This is a genomic window from Acidovorax sp. GW821-FHT09B03 (genome assembly GCF_059418305.1).
In genome coordinates, this window is record NZ_JBWKPP010000003.1 from 247304 (window position 1) to 262954 (window position 15651).

Below are 15651 nucleotides of genomic sequence, written 5' to 3' on the forward strand. Positions count from 1 at the left end.
CAGGCCAACATTCAGGGGGATCTTCTACAAAAATCATTGGCTGACGACCAATAAGCCTGTTTCGCCCGACACCTTCTGGCGCGCAGGCTTTGGCCCGTGGCGCTACCACTGCCCGCGAATGGCGATGTAGGGCCCGCTGCTGCGGATGGCGAACAGGGACAGGTTGGCGGTCTGCTTGAAGCCTTCGAAGCCGAACACCGCCACGGCGCCCGGCGCAAGGCTGGGCAGGGGGTGCTGGTACTCGGCGCGCAGGGACAGGCGGGTGGTGTTGCGCACGCGCCCGTTGTCCAGGATGGCGCTGTAGGCGGTGGTGTCGCGGTTGTGGCCCAGTTCTGCGTCCAGGTACCAGCGGGGCCCCAGGTGGGTGGCGGCGCGCAGGCTGTACTGCTGCTGGCGGCCACCGGGGCGGGTGGCATCGGTGGGCGAGTCGACGCCAGCGCGCACGCCGATCTGCCACTGGCTGAATGCCAGGCCCGCGCCATCGGCCAGCACCTGCTGGGGCTGTGCATTGCAGCTCCACAGCACGGCCAGGCCCACATAGCGGCCCGACAGCACAGGGTTGCTATATAGATTGCGCAACTGCGCCTCGGCACCCACCCGGGTGTTGCATATTGCCGACAACCCTTGCGGGCCCAGTGGGCCCGAGCCATTGGTCGGCATGTATTTGTCTTGCAGTTGCAGGCCCGTGCCCAGATGAAAGCTGGCGTAACGTGTGCCACCGCGTGTGTGCAGGCTGGCCACCGCAGCGCCGGTGTAGTGCTGCAGCAAGGTCGTATCACCGGCAGAGCCGATTTCACCCGCCAGGCGGGAGTACTCGCCGGCGAGTTCGGCTTGCGTGGTTCCGGTCTGCGAGGCCCGGGGGGCAGAGCGGGCCAGCACGGCGGCAGCCACCTCAACGCGCTGGCCGTCGGCCCATTGGCGCGCCAGGTCCATGCGCAGGTCAGCACGGGTGTAGGCGCCGGGGCGGGGCAGGCTGCTCTCTTCCACTGGCAGGGTGATGTTGCCGGTGGGCAGTGTCAGCGTGAGGCTGGTGATGCTGGGGGCGCCGAGCAGGTTGCTGTCGCGCCCCAGCCGCAGCCCGGCGTGGCGGCGCCATTGCCAGCCGGTGCTGGCACGGCCCGCGGCCGCATAGCGCTGCTGGGCCTGGGCCAGGCTGGCGCGCAGGGTGTCGGGCAGGTCGGGGCGGGCCAGCCACTGGCCCAGCAGCTGGGTGGCGCTGAGCAGGTCGCCCACGCCAGCCAGTGCCACGGCGTAGTCGAGCCCGGCCTGGATCTGGTCGGGAGCGAGCATGAGCGAGCGCTCCAGGTGCTCGGCAGCTTCGTCGTAGCGGCCTTCCTTGTTGAGCAGGGCACCCAGCTGGGCCAGCCATTCGGGCACGCGCTGGCAGGTGATCACATAGGGGGTCAGGCGGTCGGCGGGCGTGCCGTCGGGCACCGGGATGCACACGGCAGCCACGGCCGCCTCTGCAGCGCTGGGTTGTGCACCGGCTGGTGGAACCTGGGGGACATTGAACGCGGGCGCTATCTCCTGGGCCGGGGCTGCCAGGGGAGGCAGGGCCTTGCCCGGCCTTGCGGCGGGTGACGCCGGGGACTGTGCCTGCGCGGCTGTTGCCGCGCACATGGCCATTGCAAGCAGCCACACCGTGCGGGGCATTGAACCCGAAGGGGCGGATGCTGCGCAGGCTTCGGCAGGGAAATGGTAGTGCCGCCTACGCTGTGCCATGGGCTGTGAGTTGGGCCGCCTGGCTGTCTCCCGGTTCAGGCGGGTGCTCGGCCGCCAGGGTGTCCAGGGGCACAGCATATATATGGTGGGGTACGCGCAGGCCTTCCAGCAGGAAGGTGCCCATGGACTGCAGGTGCTGCGTTTCCGGCGCGCCGCGGCCATCGGTCCGCGCCCCCAGGGAGAACTGTCCACCCAACTGCGCCGCCATGCCCTCACCCACCAGGATGGGGTGGGCGAGGTCCACCGTCAGGTCGACCAGGCGGCTGGCAATGGTGATGGTGCGGCCCATGACCGTGTGGGTGCGGCGGCTGGCCAGGCCGAAAGACCCCACCATGGCGGGGCCGGTTTCCAGGCCCAGACCCAGGCTCAGCGGCTCCAGGCCGGCGGGGGCGGGGTCGGGCAGCAGCTTGAAGGATTCCGTGAGCAGGTCGAGCGCGGCGGCGACCGCCTGCCGTGAATGGACCTGCGCGTGCTGGTCATCGGCCGTTGAAGGCGGGGGCACATCGTCCGCACCATTCCACACGGCGACGACGGCATCGCCCTGGAAGGACTCGATGACGCCACCGTGCGCCTGCACGATGCGGCTCGCGGCAGAAAAGAAGGCGTGCAGCACGGCTGCGGCCTCTTCCGGCGGACGGGCTTCGCAGTAGGCCGAGAAATTGCGGATGTCTGCCAGCAGCACGCTGACCTGCCGCGTGCTGGCGCGGATGGCGCTCGATGGCGGCTGCAGCGCCAGTGCGGCCGCCACGGGCGCCGGCAGGTAGCTGGCCAGGTGCTGGTAGAGGCGGTCCCGCTCGCTGCGGCTGCGGGCATGCTCGATGGTGCCGGCAAACACCCCGGCCAGCAGTACGAAGACGGCTGGCAGCAGCCAACCCACCCACACATCGGCCAGCCACAGTGCCAGGGCATGTGCCACCACCAGCGCCAGCGCATAGGCCAGGGCGGCCACGGGCAGCAGGTATACCGGCATGCGCAGCATGGGCGAAGGCGTGGGCGCCTGGGCGTCGCGCGCAGCCGCCCCCCCCTGCCCGGCCAGCCGCACCAGCAGCCACAACAGCAGCGCGCCCAGTGCGGCGGCGATCGCCTGCAGGGGCAAGGCGGCGCGCGGGGTATAGGGTGTATGCCCGTCCACCAGGGCGCTCAGGATCTGGGCGTGCGCAAGCAGCCCGGCACTGGCACCACTGTAAGGAGTGGCGATGGTGTCGTTCATGCCGAAGGCGCTGGCACCCACCAGCACCCAGGCGCCGGTCATGATGTCGGTCGGCACACGGCCCGCCAGCACGTCGGCGGCAGGAATGCTCACGAAACTGTCGGGGTGCAGGCGCCAGGCCACCCGCATGTTGCCCCGCTCATCCAGAGGCAGTGCGGGCAATGCCTGGCCGGCGCTGCCCAGGGTCCAGGGTGCGTCCCACCAGCCGCCGCGCTGCAGCAGCAGGCTGGTTTCGGAGGTGGCGCGCAGCAGCGAGGCGATGGCCAGCGAGGGGTAGGACTTGCCTTGCCAGCAGATGATGGCCGGCTGGTGGCGCACCACGCCATCGTCTGCGATGCGGGGACTGATGTGGCCGGTGCGCCCTTGGGGCATGTCACCGAGGGCCGCCAGCGCGGGAAAATTGGACAGGTGCCCCAGGGCTTCCGAGAAGGGTGCCGGGCAGCTGGCCCAGTCCAGTGCACCCGCGGGCTGACCCACGCGCGGCGCCGCCTGCTCGCTGAGCTGCGGCAACCCCGTGCCGGGGCCGGATGCGCCCAACGCAAAGACCTGGGCAAGGACCGGGCGGTGCTCTGCCACTGCGGCGAGCAACGACGCGTCATCGTCACGTGGGTCGGTGAAGACCACGTCCAGGACTTGCTCGCGCGCGCCCATCTGGGCGATCTGCTCGATCAGGCGCGCCTGCGTGCTGCGCGGCCAGGGCCAGGGGCCGACTTCGGCAAGCGATTTTTCGTCAATGTCGACGACGAGGACACGGCGCTCCTCGGTCTTCTGGGAGCCCAAGCGCCAGACCCAGTCCCCCACCCGCTCTTCAACCGCCTGCAGTGCAGGGCCGAAGAGCAGCGATAGCAACAGGCTGACAATGGCAGCGGCCGCCAGTCCTGCCAGCAGCGCCCGGTGTCGTCCTACCGGACGTCTGTCCGCTGGCGGCTGGCGTGGCGTCAATCAGCGCCCCCAAAGGGTTACGCCGCTGAGCGAGCCCTGGGACAGGGGTTTCTCGAAGGCATAGGCAGCCTCGGTGCCGTTGGCATTCAGGTGGCCCGTGAGGTTGGCATTGGATGCGGTGGGGACGAACTGCCCTGTGGCATTGACATTGCCCGATGCCTGGATGTTCTGCGAGCCCACGCTCTTGCTGGCCATGTACAGCGAGGTATTGAACAGCGAGCGGCCGAAGTCCACCTGCAGGGCCCCGCTCTGCACTGCCACCGCCTCGATGGCGGTTTGCGCATCCTTGTAGAACTGGGCGCTGGCATTGGCCAGGCGGAAGTTGACCACCCCTTCCTGGGGCAGCTTGCCCTGGGCGTCCGGATTCTGGAAGAGCGCGTAGGACGGGTTGCCGATCACCCGGTTCCAGCCCGATTTCAATGCGGTTTCGTAGTCCACCACGAAGCTGTCGCCCTCGGCGCGCGAGGTCCAGGGGTTGCGTGCCCATGCCAGCTGGGTTACCTGGGGTGGCAGCACCGGCACCGAGGGTTCGACCACGGAAGGGGGCGGCGCAGGGGTGGGAGCCGGTGCGGGCGCAGGGGGTGGTGGCGGCGCGACCGTCACCGGGGGTTCCGGTGCCGGCGGGGGCGCCACAGGCGCCACTGGTGGGGTATAGACGGCCACTTCCACCGCCTTTTGCTCGCTCGTGAGCGACTTGACGGGTGTAGGCTCGGCGCGCAGGTCGTCCAGCGTCTGGGGTTGCGCCTTGTCGGTGCGCGCGGTGATTTCCACGGCACGGGCATTGCGTGTCACGGCGTCGGTGGCCACCAGCAGGGGCGTGGCATCACGGCGGCTGTACTCGAGGATCTGGCCCTTCATGTCGTCCGACAGCAGCTTTTCGTGGCCGCTGATGCAGGGGCCGACACTCGCGCCGCAGCCATTGTTGGCCAGCGGGGTGAGCGTGATGGCGCCGGTGTAGACCGAGGCAGCCGTGCGTTCCATGTCCGATCGCACGACGAAGTCCGTGCCTTTGACGCCAATGGCGGCCACGGGCGTGTTCAGGCGGAAACGCTCGCGCGCGGCCTCGCCCCAGCTGCCGGTGATGGAGCGCACCACGCCTTCATCGAGGCGGAACTTGATGGCCCCCAGCTGCGGCTGCTGCGCAGAATGGCTGTAGCTTTCGATGTGCAGGCGGCTGGCCGGCCGCACGCTGAGGCGACCACCGTCCACAAAGCGCAGGTGCACATGGCCACCGGCCTTGGTTTCGATGCGGTCGCCGACACGCACGGCGGCGCCACGGTCCAGCACGCGGCTGCTGCCGTCTTCCTGGAGAATGGCGGCCGCCCCGATGACAAAGGTGGCTTCACCCACGACAGCACCCAAGGGTTGCCCGGGTGTAGAGGCAAGCGCGAGGCCACCCATCCCCATCAAGGGGAAGGCTAGGCAGGCGGCAATGGGGTGCAATCGGTGGTTCATGGTGTGCCTTTCGGACAGCAGAGAATGCCTGGCGGCGCCAAAACAGGCGCAGGCCAGGAAATAGCTCTGGTCCCTATTTTCGCTCATGTCTGTTTCACAGTGTGTGAGCACGGTCACACACCACTTGCCGCAGCACTGGCAATATGCTGGGAGCGTTGCCAGTGGTGTAATGCCGCAATGCGCTGCTCGGCGCAGCCCGGCAAACATCCCATGGGTGCATGGCACGATCCAACCCTGGATCTGCATCTCCTGGCGCCCGTTGGGCGCCGTTTCAGCGGCTTCGTATTATCGGCTCAAGCCGCGTTTTTCCCTATCTATGCCCGTTTCCGTTCAGTTGTTGAGCCAGTTCCCTTTGCTGCAGCCGTTGGCGCGCGAAGCCCTGGAACCACTGTCGGCACGCATGGCGCTGCGTTCTTTTGCCCGCCGGGCCATGGTGATGGGCAAGGAAAACCCGACCCAGGAGCTGGGTTTTCTGGTGGAAGGACGGCTGCAGGGGGTCGATTTCACGGTGGACGGCCGCAGCGTAGGCATGTATTTCGTGGATCCGGGGGACTATTTCGGCGAGCTGGCCCTGGTGGATGGCAAGCCGCCCTCGGAATTCGTCATTGCCGCGGTGAAATCCACGGTGGCATTTCTCGACGGTGCCGCAGCACGCGAGCTGATCCTGGGGCACCCGGCGCTGGCACAGGCCGTGATGACCCGGCTGGCGCAGCGGGTGCGCACGGTGATGGCGCAGCGCACGCTGCTGAGCCTTCCCAACCCCTTTCAGCGGCTTTGCGTATTGCTTTTACAATTGCCGCAGCGCCCGGTCGACGGGGTGGCCGAGGTCGCACAGGCCCCCACCCACCAGGAGTTGGCCATCATGATCAACGCCAGCCGGGAGACGGTTACACGGGCGTTCCAGGTGCTGTTCCTGCACAAGGTGCTGGTACGGGAAGGCAACATCCTCAAGCTGATGCAGCCTGAGCTCATGCGCGATATTGCAGAAGGACGCGCGGACCCTCCCAAAGCCTGACACCTCCTGCCATGGGCGCCCCCACCGGATCGCCGCTGGCGCTCTCCCTCGTTTTACGGTTATTGCCTTGAGATTCCTTCTGTCTTATCTGTGGCCCTGGCGCCATCTGTCCCTGGTGCTGCAACTGGCGCGCCGCGAAGTGCATGCTCGCTACCGGCAGTCGTGGCTGGGCATGGTGTGGGTGGTGCTCACGCCGTTGCTGATGCTGGGGGTCTACACGCTGGTGTTCCGCCACGTCATGCGTGTGCGCTGGCATGGTGGCGTGGACGAAGGCAATCTGGCCTTTGCGCTGCGCATCTATGCGGGCCTGGCCGTGTTCGGCTTCTTCGCGGAGTGCGTGAACCGCTCGCCCAACCTGGTGCTGGAGCAGCCCCACCTGGTCAAGAAGGTCGTCTTTCCGCTGGAGATCATGCCCTGGGTGAACGCGGCCAGCGCCTGCGTGGGTTTGGCGGTGTCAGCGCTGCTGCTGGTGGGCATGGCGGTGTTGAGCGGCCATGGACTGACCATCACCGCCCTGGCATTGCCCCTGGTCTGGCTGCCGCTGCTGCCGCTGGTGCTCGGCCTGGGTTGGTTCCTGGCCGGAGTGGGCACTTATGTACGTGACGTGGCGCAGCTGCTGGGCATGGTGGTCGCTGCATTGATGTTCCTGAGTCCGATCTTCTTTCCGGTGGAGGCCCTGCCCGAGGCGGTGCGCCCCTGGCTGCTGCTCAACCCGCTGGCCTGGGTGATGACGGGCACGCGCGAGGTGCTGCTCAATGGCCGTTGGCCCGACTGGCAGGCCCTGGCCGTGTTGTTGGCCGCCTGCACTGCCGTGGCAGCGGCAGGCGCAGCCTTCTTCCACAAGGTTCGCACGGGGTTTTCCGATGTCGTTTGATAGCCCTGCAGACACCCTCCAGACCCTGGCCATCGAAGCCCGCGGCGTGGGCAAGCGGTTTTCACTGTTCTCACAGCCCAGCGACCGCCTCAAGCAGCTCCTGTGGGGCCGTTACAAGCAGTACAGCCGGGATTTCTGGGCACTGCAGGATGTGAGCTTCGATATCCGCCGCGGCGAAGTGGTGGGTCTGGTGGGCCGCAACGGCGCCGGCAAGTCCACGCTGCTGCAGATGGTGTGCGGCACGCTCACCCCCACGCACGGCACGTTGGCAGTGCGCGGGCGGGTGGCCGCGCTGCTGGAACTGGGCGCCGGTTTCAGCCCCGATTTCAGCGGGCTCGAGAATGTGTACATGAACGCCGCCATCCTGGGCATGGGCCGGGCCCAGGTGGACGAGCGACTGGACAGCATCCTGGCGTTTGCCGACATCGGCCAGTTCATCCACCAGCCGGTCAAGACCTATTCCAGCGGCATGTTCGTGCGCCTGGCATTTGCCGTGGCCACCAGCGTGGACCCGGACATCCTGGTGATCGACGAGGCGCTCTCGGTCGGCGATGGCGCCTTTGCACGCAAGTCCTTCGACCGCATCATGGACATGAAGGACCGGGGTGCGACCATTCTGTTCTGCTCCCACTCCATGTACCACGTGCAGGCCCTATGCTCGCGCGCGCTCTGGCTCGAGGGCGGGCGCATGCGCATGTGGGACGAAGCACCCAAGGTGACTGCAGCCTACGAGACCTCGCTGGTGATGGAGGACGCACCCCTCAGAGAGGGCGACGCCAGACCAGCCCATGCGGATGCCGCCACGAATGCGATGGCAGACAGCTTCGAGGCCGACTCCCTGGCCCACGGCGCCAAGGTGCGCAAGGCGCCCGACGGCACGGCCGTGATCACCGATATCCAGGCACTGGCCGACGGCGTGGCCGGGCGCGAGCTGGCCATCCACTCCGGCCGCACGACGCTGGAGTTGCGCGTGCAGTTCGACAGCGACCCGGCCCTGCCCTGCCCGTCGGTGGCCATCGGCATTGCCCATGCCAATGGCACGGTGGTGGCCAGCGCCGGCAGCGCCAACGACGGCGTGGAGCTGTCCCGGGACGCCGTTGGCTCTGGCATCGGCACCCTGACACTGCCAAAGCTGCCATTGCTGCAGGGCGACTACACCATCTCGGTGATCCTGGCGTGCGAGCGTGGCCTGCACCCGTATGAGATCGTGGAGCGCGCCATCACGCTGCGCGTGGTGCAGACCGGGCTGGAGCAAGGCCTGGTGAGCCTGCCCCGCCAGTGGACAGCCAAGGTGGCGGCATGAACGCAAGATCCTGGTACGCAGTCAACCTGGGCCCCGCCGAATCACCCGAGGTGCGTGCCCTGTTTGCCCAGGTGTTCGGCTCCAGCATGAGCGATGCCCTGTGGCAATGGAAGTACGCGGACGGCCGGGGCCAGGCCACCGGCACGCGCGACCACGAAGGCAAGCTGATCGCACACTACGGCGGCACGGCCCGCACACTGCTGTGGGACGGCAGGGAACGCGCCGCGGTGCAACTGGGCGACGTGATGGTGATGGAGCAGGCGCGGGGTGTGCTGTCGCGCAACGGCGCCTTTGCCACGGCGGCCCAATCGTTCTTGCAGCAGCACATCGGCGCGCAGACCCGCTTTGCCATCGGCTTCGGCTTCCCGAACGAGCGCGCCGCCCGGCTCGGCAAGGCACTGGGTCTTTATGAAACGCTGGGTGAGGTCCTTGCCCTCGCGTGGCCCAGCCCGCCAGCCGGCCACAACGGCGGCAAGCTTCGCCTGTGGGCAACAGCGCCGCTGGACTGGACAGACCCGCACACGCAAGGCCGGCTGGACACGCTCTGGCAGGCATTGCGCAGCGACGCGCAAGGCTTTGTCTTGCCCCGGCGCGACGCCGACTGGTGGCGCCACCGTTTCGCCCGCCACCCCGACGGGCCTTACCAGGCCTGGTGGGTGCGCCACCGGCTCACTCGGCGCATCCTGGGCGCGGTGGTCCTGCGACCGGGCCCTGGCACCTGGGAAATCGTGGACTGGCTGGCACCCTTGCGCCACACCGCAACCGTGCTGGTGGCTGCCCGCGCCCTGGCGGCCTCTGCCGGCGCAACGGCGCTCACCGGGTGGTTCAGTGCACCGCTGGCGGCGCGACTGGGCGCCATGCCGGCACTGGCGGACGCCAGTTCGCAACTGGCATGCACCAACTGCGTGACGGTAGCCCGCGACCCTGCGATCACCGGCGATCTGCTCCAACGCCCCTGGTGGCTTACCGGAGGGGATACGGATTTTCGCTAAGCTTGGCCCTTGAGGCCTGCGCGCAGCCATCGGCCCTCTGTTGGCCCCTGCGCTGATTTCCACGATGATGGACAAGAGCCCCCTGCACTGGGCCCGTGCCAATCCTTTTTACCGAATTTTATGAACAGCGCACACGAAGTTTCAGATTTTTACGCACAGAACCGCGATTACTGGATCGCTCTGGGCAGCAAGGCCGCCGCAGCGCCCACCGTGATGCTCAACTTCGGCTATTGGTCGGATGGCGTGAACCACCTGTACGAGGCACAGCAGTCGCTGGTGCACCGCATCATCGCCTCCATTCCCAAGGACGGTGCCCAGGGGGTGGAAGTGGGCTGCGGCATCGGCGGCATCAGCATCAACGTGCTCAAACAGTTGCCGAACGCGCGCATGACGGGTGTGGACATCGCCGAAGGCCAACTGGCCCTTGCGCAGGCCAATGCCAAGGCCCATGGGGTGCTGGACCGCTTCCAGGCGCAGCAGGGCAATTCCATGGCCTTGCCGCTGCAGGACAACGCGTTCGACTTTGGGCTGTGCATCGAGTCCTCGTTCCACTACGACGACAAGCCCTCGTTCTTCGGCGAGATCTTCCGCACCTTGCGGCCGGGGGGCTACGCCGTGGTGGCCGACATCACCTGCTCGCGCGTGGAAGGTGTGCGCTTTCGCCAGGGCAACTACTACGAGAGCGCGAAGACCTACCACGCGCTCATCCGCGATGCCGGCTTCGAACTGGTGTCGACCGAAGACATCGGACCGCAGGTGTATGGCCCGCTGTACCACCACGTGCATGAATTCAATGCCGGCCAGCCCGGCAACCGCAGCCGCATCTCCAAGTACTGGTCCCTGGTGCTGAACAACTACCGTGAACTCGCCCAGGACGGTGACATGGGGTACCACATCTTCGTGTTGAAGAAGCCGGAAGCCCCGGCACCAAGCCGTTGAAGCAGTTTCCGCGCTGGCTGTCGCGGGGCGTGGCGCGGCTGGACTACGGCCTGGTGCTGCCCCTGCTGGCGCGGCTGCCGCGGTGGCTTGCCCGCCCGCTGTGGATACTGCGCGGCTGCATCAACTATGCGATGGACTGGGACTGGCGCACCTTGTCGCTGGGCCACGGCTATGTGCGCGAGGCCACGCAGCACGCCATGGCGCAATTGCGCCTGCAGGCCCAAGAAGGCACGCTGCCGCGCCGGCTGACGCTGCGGCGCTTCGTATGCATGTCGCGCGAGGAGGTCGAGGCCGCCAGGCTGAGCCATCTGGACCGCAAGAACATCCAGGCCAGGATCATCGGGCTGGAAGCGCTGGTCAAGGCGCGCGACAGCCAGCAAGGCGTGGTGCTCATGACGGCGCATTTCGACAGCCTCTACGTGGGCCTGGCGGCACTTGCCGAAGCCGGCCTCACGGTCAACCTCATGTCCACCAAGCTCACGGACGATGCCATGGTGCCGCCCGCCATCAGCCAGCACTTTGCCACCAAGGCGGTGGCACTGAACCGGCTGCTGGCCCCCGGGCGGGTGACGCACTTCGAGGACAGCATGCGCTTTTTCGTGAGCGCGCTGCGCCGCGGAGAGATCGTGGTCATCGCCTGCGATGGCCCCTCCACCTCGCAGGACCGGTCGCAGCCCGTGGACTTTCTGGGCGCACAGCGCCGGATGGCGTCGGGCCCGCAATTTCTGGCCCGGGCGGGCCATGCGCCGCTGGCGCTCTACACCTGCCAGGAGGGGCCGGGAGGGCACTTCACAGTGGAGGTCACCGAACCCGTCACCCTCGAAAATGGCGGCTTGCAGCAGGCCTACTCGGCACTCGAACGCCATCTGCTGGCCCATCCCTGGCAATGGTGGGCGGCCGACCTGTACCGCACCTACGTGGCCGCCGAGGCCACGGGCGCATGATGGCGGCTGGTGCCGCTCCAAGGATTGTTGACCGTGTCTGATTTTCTGTTTGTCAGTGCCGTGAGCAGCTTCGACATCGTGCGCGAGCGCTTGTTGGCGTCCCCCTGCATGGCGGCCGGCCGGCAGCCGCTGGTGCTGCGCTGGAACGCCCCGTCCGCAGCCCAGGCGTTCAACGCCGTGATGGACTCCCGGCCCACACAGGAGTGGGTGGTGTGGGTGCACCAGGATGTGGTGCTGCCCGGGGGCTGGGACAGCTTGTTCGCCCAGGCCATCGCACAGGCAGAGCAGCAGCTGGGGCGCCTGTCCGTCGTCGGAACCTACGGCGTGGTGGGTGCAGGAGCAGCCGCCGTTCACGCAGGCCACGTGCTGGACCGCGGCCAGGTGCTGCGCGGCGCGGCACCCCTGCCCTGCCTGGTGGACAGCCTGGACGAACTGCTGGTGGCCGTGCGCAGCGACAGCGGCCTGCGCATGGACCCGGCGCTGGGTTGGGATTTCTACGCCACCGACCTGGTGCTGCAGGCCCAGGCGGCGGGCTTGCAGGCCGCCGCCGTGGATGCGTTTTGCGAACACTGGTCCAACACCCCGCAGCACCCGCCCCTGTCCCGCCCCACGGCGCAGCGCATCGCGCGCAGCGGAGCGGCGTTCGAGGCCAAATGGGAACAGCAATTCCCCCTCACAACCACCTGCGTGGCCATCCACCAACGTGGTGACGTGCGCGCCCTGGCGCAGTCGATGCTCGCAGCAGATGCGCAGCCCCTGGACCAGGACGCGCCATGACACCCATCGCACTGGTCATCGTCTCCACCGCATCGAGCCCGCTGTCGTCGGAAGAATTCCGCTACGGCTGGGACCAGTTGCACCGCATGTTGCCCGCGCCCACGGTGTGGCAGGAGATGCCCGAGCCGGCCAGTCCGCAGGCGTGGAGCCAGGCGCTGGAGCGGGCATCGGCCGCCGCACCGCTGGAAGAAAATGCCCGCGTGCTGCTGCTGCGCCATGGCCATGTCATGGTGGGCCCCGACGTGCTGGACCGGCTGGGCCGGGCGCTCGACGGTGTGCAGGGTACGCCCACGGCCGTACACGCATTCGACCCGGGCTTTCCGCCTGCCCTGGCCCCCGACTACTGCACCGTGCGCGGCATGGAGCGCTACCTGGAGCAACTGGGGACCAGCGAGCTCCCGCTGCTTGCAGACAGTGGCCAGCATGTACCACTGGTGACGCTGACCACCGTGGCCGCCGTGCATGCCGGCACCGTGCGCAGCCACGCCCGGTGGGTGCCCGGTGCCTTCGTGCACGACTTCGCCAGCTACCACCAGGCACGGCGCGAAGACATGCTGCCCCTGCTGCCTGCCGGCGTGGCCCGCATGCTGGACGTGGGTGGCGGAGAGGGGGGCTTCCTGCAGGCGGTCAAGGAATTGCGCGGCAGCGAAACGCATCTGGCCGAGTACTCCGAGGAGGCCTGCCGCACCGCGCGCACCCAGGTGGACCATGTGTGGCAGGGCGACTTTCTAACCCAGCCGTTTGCCGGCTTGCCGAACCAGGGCGACGGCGCATTCGACTGCATCAGCTTTCTGGATGTGCTGGAGCATGCCAATGACCCACAGGCCTGGCTGGCCCGTGCCCGCAGCCTGCTGGCGCCAGGTGGATCGGTCCTCATCTCCATTCCCAACGTGGGCCACTGGGGGGTGGTGGCCGATCTGATCGAAGGGCGCTGGGACTACTGCCCGCTGGGCATCCACTGCGTGACCCATGTGCGCTTCTTCACCTGGAAGACCCTGCAGGATTTGCTGGCGACTGCAGGCTTCCAGGTAGAGCACCTGGAGCGCGTGCAGGTGCCAGCCCCCGAGGACTGGGCCCGACACTGGGCCCAGAGCCCGCGTTTGAAGGCGGATCCAGAAAGCTGGAATACCTATGCCTTCCTGGTGCGCGCCACGCCCCTCCAGGAGGGTCCATGGGCCTGAGCTGCTGCGCCATTCTGGTGAACTACCGGGATGCCGCCGAAATTGTGGCGGCCGTGGAATCCGTGCTGGCCGATGCGCCCGGCATAGAGGTGCGCGTGGTCGACAACAGCGATGACGACAGGGAATGGGCCTTGCTGCAGTCGCTGCTGCCGCCGTCCGTGCACTCCCACCGCGCTGACGGCAACATCGGGTTTGGCCGCGGCTGCAACCTGGCCGTGCAGGCCTCGTCCGCCGACTGCTTTTTCCTGGTGAACCCCGATGTGCGCCTGGTCAAGGGATGTACCGCGGCATTGGTGGATGTGCTGGCCCGTGACGCCAGCCTGGGAGCGGTCGCACCGCGGCAGTTCCTGGATGCAGCCCTGCAATGGCGCCTGCCGCCCAGTTGGTTGCCTACCGCCGTGCGTGCATGGGCCACGGAGCGTGCCCGCAGGGAGCCCGCCATCCGGGACCGGGTCCGCCACGCCACGGGGGCCGAGGCCTTGCGCGCCTGGCAGGCCCGGCACACACCATTGCGCCAGCGGGCGCTGTCGGGCGGCGCGGTCATGGTGCACCGCCGTGTTCTGGACGCGGGGGGCAACCTGTTCGACCCGCGTTTCTTCATGTACTTCGAGGACTCCGACCTGTGCCTGCGCTTGCGCCGCCAGGGCTGGGGCATTGCCATGGCGCCCGAAGCGCAGGCGGTGCACGCCTGGCGCAATGCACCCCACAAGCAGGGCATGATGGAAGCTGGGGCCGCCATCTATTTCGGCAAGCACTATGCAGGGGATCGCTGGCTTCACAAAGCACACCAACTGCAGCACGTGCCGCCCGGTCCGTTGGGAGACCTGGAGCAACCGGGCCTGCGAACGGCCGAAGGCATCGAGCTGGAAGTACCCACAGCACTCCAGCAGGGCTGGGTGCTGGAGCTGAGCCCCGATCCCTTGCGGCAGATCGGCGTCGGGCACCTGGGAACTGGAGCACGGGCATTCGCCTCCTACCAGACGCTGGCGCATTTCGGAGAAAGCGCGGTGTTTGCGCGCTTGCGCAGCAGCTGCCAGGAGCGCAACGCAGGGAGGAGCGAAGTGCTGGCCAGGTTCCATCCGCCCTATGGTCCACCCCAGGAGGCAGGAGCGCACCCATTGGCCTGAGTGACACAGGCTCGCGGCAGGACGACACATCCTGTAGCGCAGAGGCCACCCGCCACTCTGCGAAAATCCAGCCCACGGACGAGGACATGCAGCAATACTGTCCTGCGCCTTGTCGTCGCGCAACACTTCCCTGCGCCATCCGCCCTGCCGGGCAGGTCGCTGCAGCATCACTTGTTTTCCGCTGGGCCCGCCTGGCATTTCGATTTCTTGGGAGTGAGTACATGCCTACTCTTGGTTTCCTTTCTGCCCCTGCGGGCCAGCCATCGCCATGCACCTTGGCGCTGGCGATGGCCGCAGCAGGCATCGCCCTCAGCGGGCAGGCATGGGCGCAGGCTCCACAGGGCACAGCCCCCGGGGTGCCGGTGCGCCCGGCGCGTGCGGCAGCGGTCCCAGCTGCCCCTGCGCCTGCCGTTGCGGCTCCGCTAGCTGCAAGTCCCGCCCCCACCTACATGGGCGCGGCCAACCCTTTCGATGCCCAGCGCAAGGCATGGCCGGACCGCGTGCCGCCCGTGCCGCCACCACCACCGCCACCGCCACCTGCCGTGGTCACCGACCAGGATCTGCAGTTGTACGGCGTGGTGATTGCAGGCAGCGTCAAGATGGCCAATGTGCGCCTGGGGCCACGCTTCGCCAGCGCCGCCACGGAGGGACGCCCTTTCTCGACCTTCCGTGAAGGGCAGGCGCTGGGCGAGTTCACCCTGAGCCAGGTCCACCCCACCCACGTGGTGCTGTCCGCGCCCGGGGGACAGCAGAGCATCTATTTCACCAAGAAGATGGACAGGGCGACCGGCCCTGGGGCACCCGCCCCTGTGGCCCAGAGCCCATCGCCCGTTCAAGGCGCCACGCCCGTGGTGCAGGCACCCGCCGGAGATCCGGCAGCCGCCCAGGCGGCTGCCGCTGCACCCACCTCCCCTCCGGGTGCGGGCACCGCCCAGGTGGCCCAGCAGCAGGCAGCAGCAGCCCCGGCCCCCGCGCCGGCTGCGAACTCACCGAACGCGGCCAACACGGTGTTCAACAGCCTCTCCGAGGCACTGAATGCAGCGCGCAACAATGCCAACATGCAGCAAAACCAGGGCGCCAACCCCTTCCAGGTTCCCACCGTAAGGCCATGAACCCATGCCGCGCGCTGCTCCCAAGGGGCTGTGCGGGGCCTGCAGCACTTCAGCGCCT

The 15651-nt window shown here is 67.9% G+C and carries 13 protein-coding genes; 10 read left to right on the top strand and 3 right to left on the bottom strand.

All coding sequences use genetic code 11. From position 1 onward, the window contains the following. Positions 1-102: 102 nt before the first annotated feature. From AC07PA_RS07525 to AC07PA_RS07535, 3 genes are all read right to left on the bottom strand, one after another. Positions 103-1455, bottom strand: a complete 1353-nt coding sequence (locus tag AC07PA_RS07525; RefSeq protein ID WP_494655365.1) for a tetratricopeptide repeat protein — start codon at positions 1453-1455, stop codon at positions 103-105. 253 nt (positions 1456-1708) lie between these two features. Continuing rightward, positions 1709-3874: a CHASE2 domain-containing protein gene (locus AC07PA_RS07530; RefSeq protein ID WP_494608320.1), complete on the bottom strand. Its 2166-nt coding sequence runs from the start codon at positions 3872-3874 to the stop codon at positions 1709-1711. Further along, positions 3875-5224 carry a FecR family protein gene (locus tag AC07PA_RS07535; RefSeq protein ID WP_494608321.1) on the bottom strand — a complete coding sequence of 450 codons (1350 nt, stop codon included), beginning with the start codon at positions 5222-5224 and terminating at the stop codon, positions 3875-3877. A 421-nt stretch (positions 5225-5645) separates the two neighbouring features. On the opposite strand from AC07PA_RS07535, the gene AC07PA_RS07540 reads away from it, so the two are divergent. From AC07PA_RS07540 to AC07PA_RS07585, 10 genes are all read left to right on the top strand, one after another. Further along, on the top strand, positions 5646-6344 hold the full coding sequence (locus AC07PA_RS07540; protein ID WP_158279151.1) for a Crp/Fnr family transcriptional regulator: 699 nt from the start codon (positions 5646-5648) through the stop codon (positions 6342-6344). Positions 6345-6411: 67 nt separating this feature from the next. Continuing rightward, positions 6412-7218, top strand: coding sequence for an ABC transporter permease (locus AC07PA_RS07545; RefSeq protein ID WP_007851915.1), 807 nt, complete (start codon positions 6412-6414; stop codon positions 7216-7218). Next, positions 7208-8521 (top strand): ABC transporter ATP-binding protein, encoded by a 1314-nt coding sequence (locus tag AC07PA_RS07550; RefSeq protein WP_494608322.1) that lies wholly within the window; start codon positions 7208-7210, stop codon positions 8519-8521. The genes AC07PA_RS07545 and AC07PA_RS07550 overlap by 11 nt, the downstream gene beginning before the upstream one ends. Continuing rightward, positions 8518-9513, top strand: coding sequence for a GNAT family protein (locus tag AC07PA_RS07555; RefSeq protein WP_007851919.1), 996 nt, complete (start codon positions 8518-8520; stop codon positions 9511-9513). The genes AC07PA_RS07550 and AC07PA_RS07555 overlap by 4 nt, the downstream gene beginning before the upstream one ends. 120 nt (positions 9514-9633) lie before the next feature. Further along, a complete protein-coding gene (locus AC07PA_RS07560; protein ID WP_494608323.1) occupies positions 9634-10452 on the top strand; it encodes a class I SAM-dependent methyltransferase in 819 nt (272 codons plus the stop codon). Then, positions 10449-11396 carry a lysophospholipid acyltransferase family protein gene (locus AC07PA_RS07565; protein WP_494608324.1) on the top strand — a complete coding sequence of 316 codons (948 nt, stop codon included), beginning with the start codon at positions 10449-10451 and terminating at the stop codon, positions 11394-11396. The genes AC07PA_RS07560 and AC07PA_RS07565 overlap by 4 nt, the downstream gene beginning before the upstream one ends. Positions 11397-11429: 33 nt before the next feature. Next, positions 11430-12173 carry a hypothetical protein gene (locus AC07PA_RS07570; RefSeq protein WP_494608325.1) on the top strand — a complete coding sequence of 248 codons (744 nt, stop codon included), beginning with the start codon at positions 11430-11432 and terminating at the stop codon, positions 12171-12173. Then, positions 12170-13354, top strand: a complete 1185-nt coding sequence (locus tag AC07PA_RS07575) for a class I SAM-dependent methyltransferase (protein WP_494608326.1) — start codon at positions 12170-12172, stop codon at positions 13352-13354. The genes AC07PA_RS07570 and AC07PA_RS07575 overlap by 4 nt, the downstream gene beginning before the upstream one ends. Continuing rightward, entirely contained in the window at positions 13345-14481 is a 1137-nt protein-coding gene (locus AC07PA_RS07580) for a glycosyltransferase family 2 protein (protein ID WP_494608327.1), read from the top strand. The genes AC07PA_RS07575 and AC07PA_RS07580 overlap by 10 nt, the downstream gene beginning before the upstream one ends. 449 nt (positions 14482-14930) lie before the next feature. Then, positions 14931-15593 carry a hypothetical protein gene (locus AC07PA_RS07585; RefSeq protein WP_007851933.1) on the top strand — a complete coding sequence of 221 codons (663 nt, stop codon included), beginning with the start codon at positions 14931-14933 and terminating at the stop codon, positions 15591-15593. Positions 15594-15651 lie beyond the last annotated feature (58 nt).

Excerpts from the sequence above, each read along its gene's own strand:
- AC07PA_RS07540 (WP_158279151.1), top strand. The coding sequence starts at position 5,646 with ATGCCCGTTTCCGTTCAGTTGTTGAGCCAGTTCCCTTTGCTGCAGCCG.
- AC07PA_RS07550 (WP_494608322.1), top strand. The coding sequence starts at position 7,208 with ATGTCGTTTGATAGCCCTGCAGACACCCTCCAGACCCTGGCCATCGAA.
- AC07PA_RS07555 (WP_007851919.1), top strand. The coding sequence starts at position 8,518 with ATGAACGCAAGATCCTGGTACGCAGTCAACCTGGGCCCCGCCGAATCA.
- AC07PA_RS07560 (WP_494608323.1), top strand. The coding sequence starts at position 9,634 with ATGAACAGCGCACACGAAGTTTCAGATTTTTACGCACAGAACCGCGAT.
- AC07PA_RS07575 (WP_494608326.1), top strand. The coding sequence starts at position 12,170 with ATGACACCCATCGCACTGGTCATCGTCTCCACCGCATCGAGCCCGCTG.
- AC07PA_RS07580 (WP_494608327.1), top strand. The coding sequence starts at position 13,345 with ATGGGCCTGAGCTGCTGCGCCATTCTGGTGAACTACCGGGATGCCGCC.
- AC07PA_RS07585 (WP_007851933.1), top strand. The coding sequence starts at position 14,931 with ATGGGCGCGGCCAACCCTTTCGATGCCCAGCGCAAGGCATGGCCGGAC.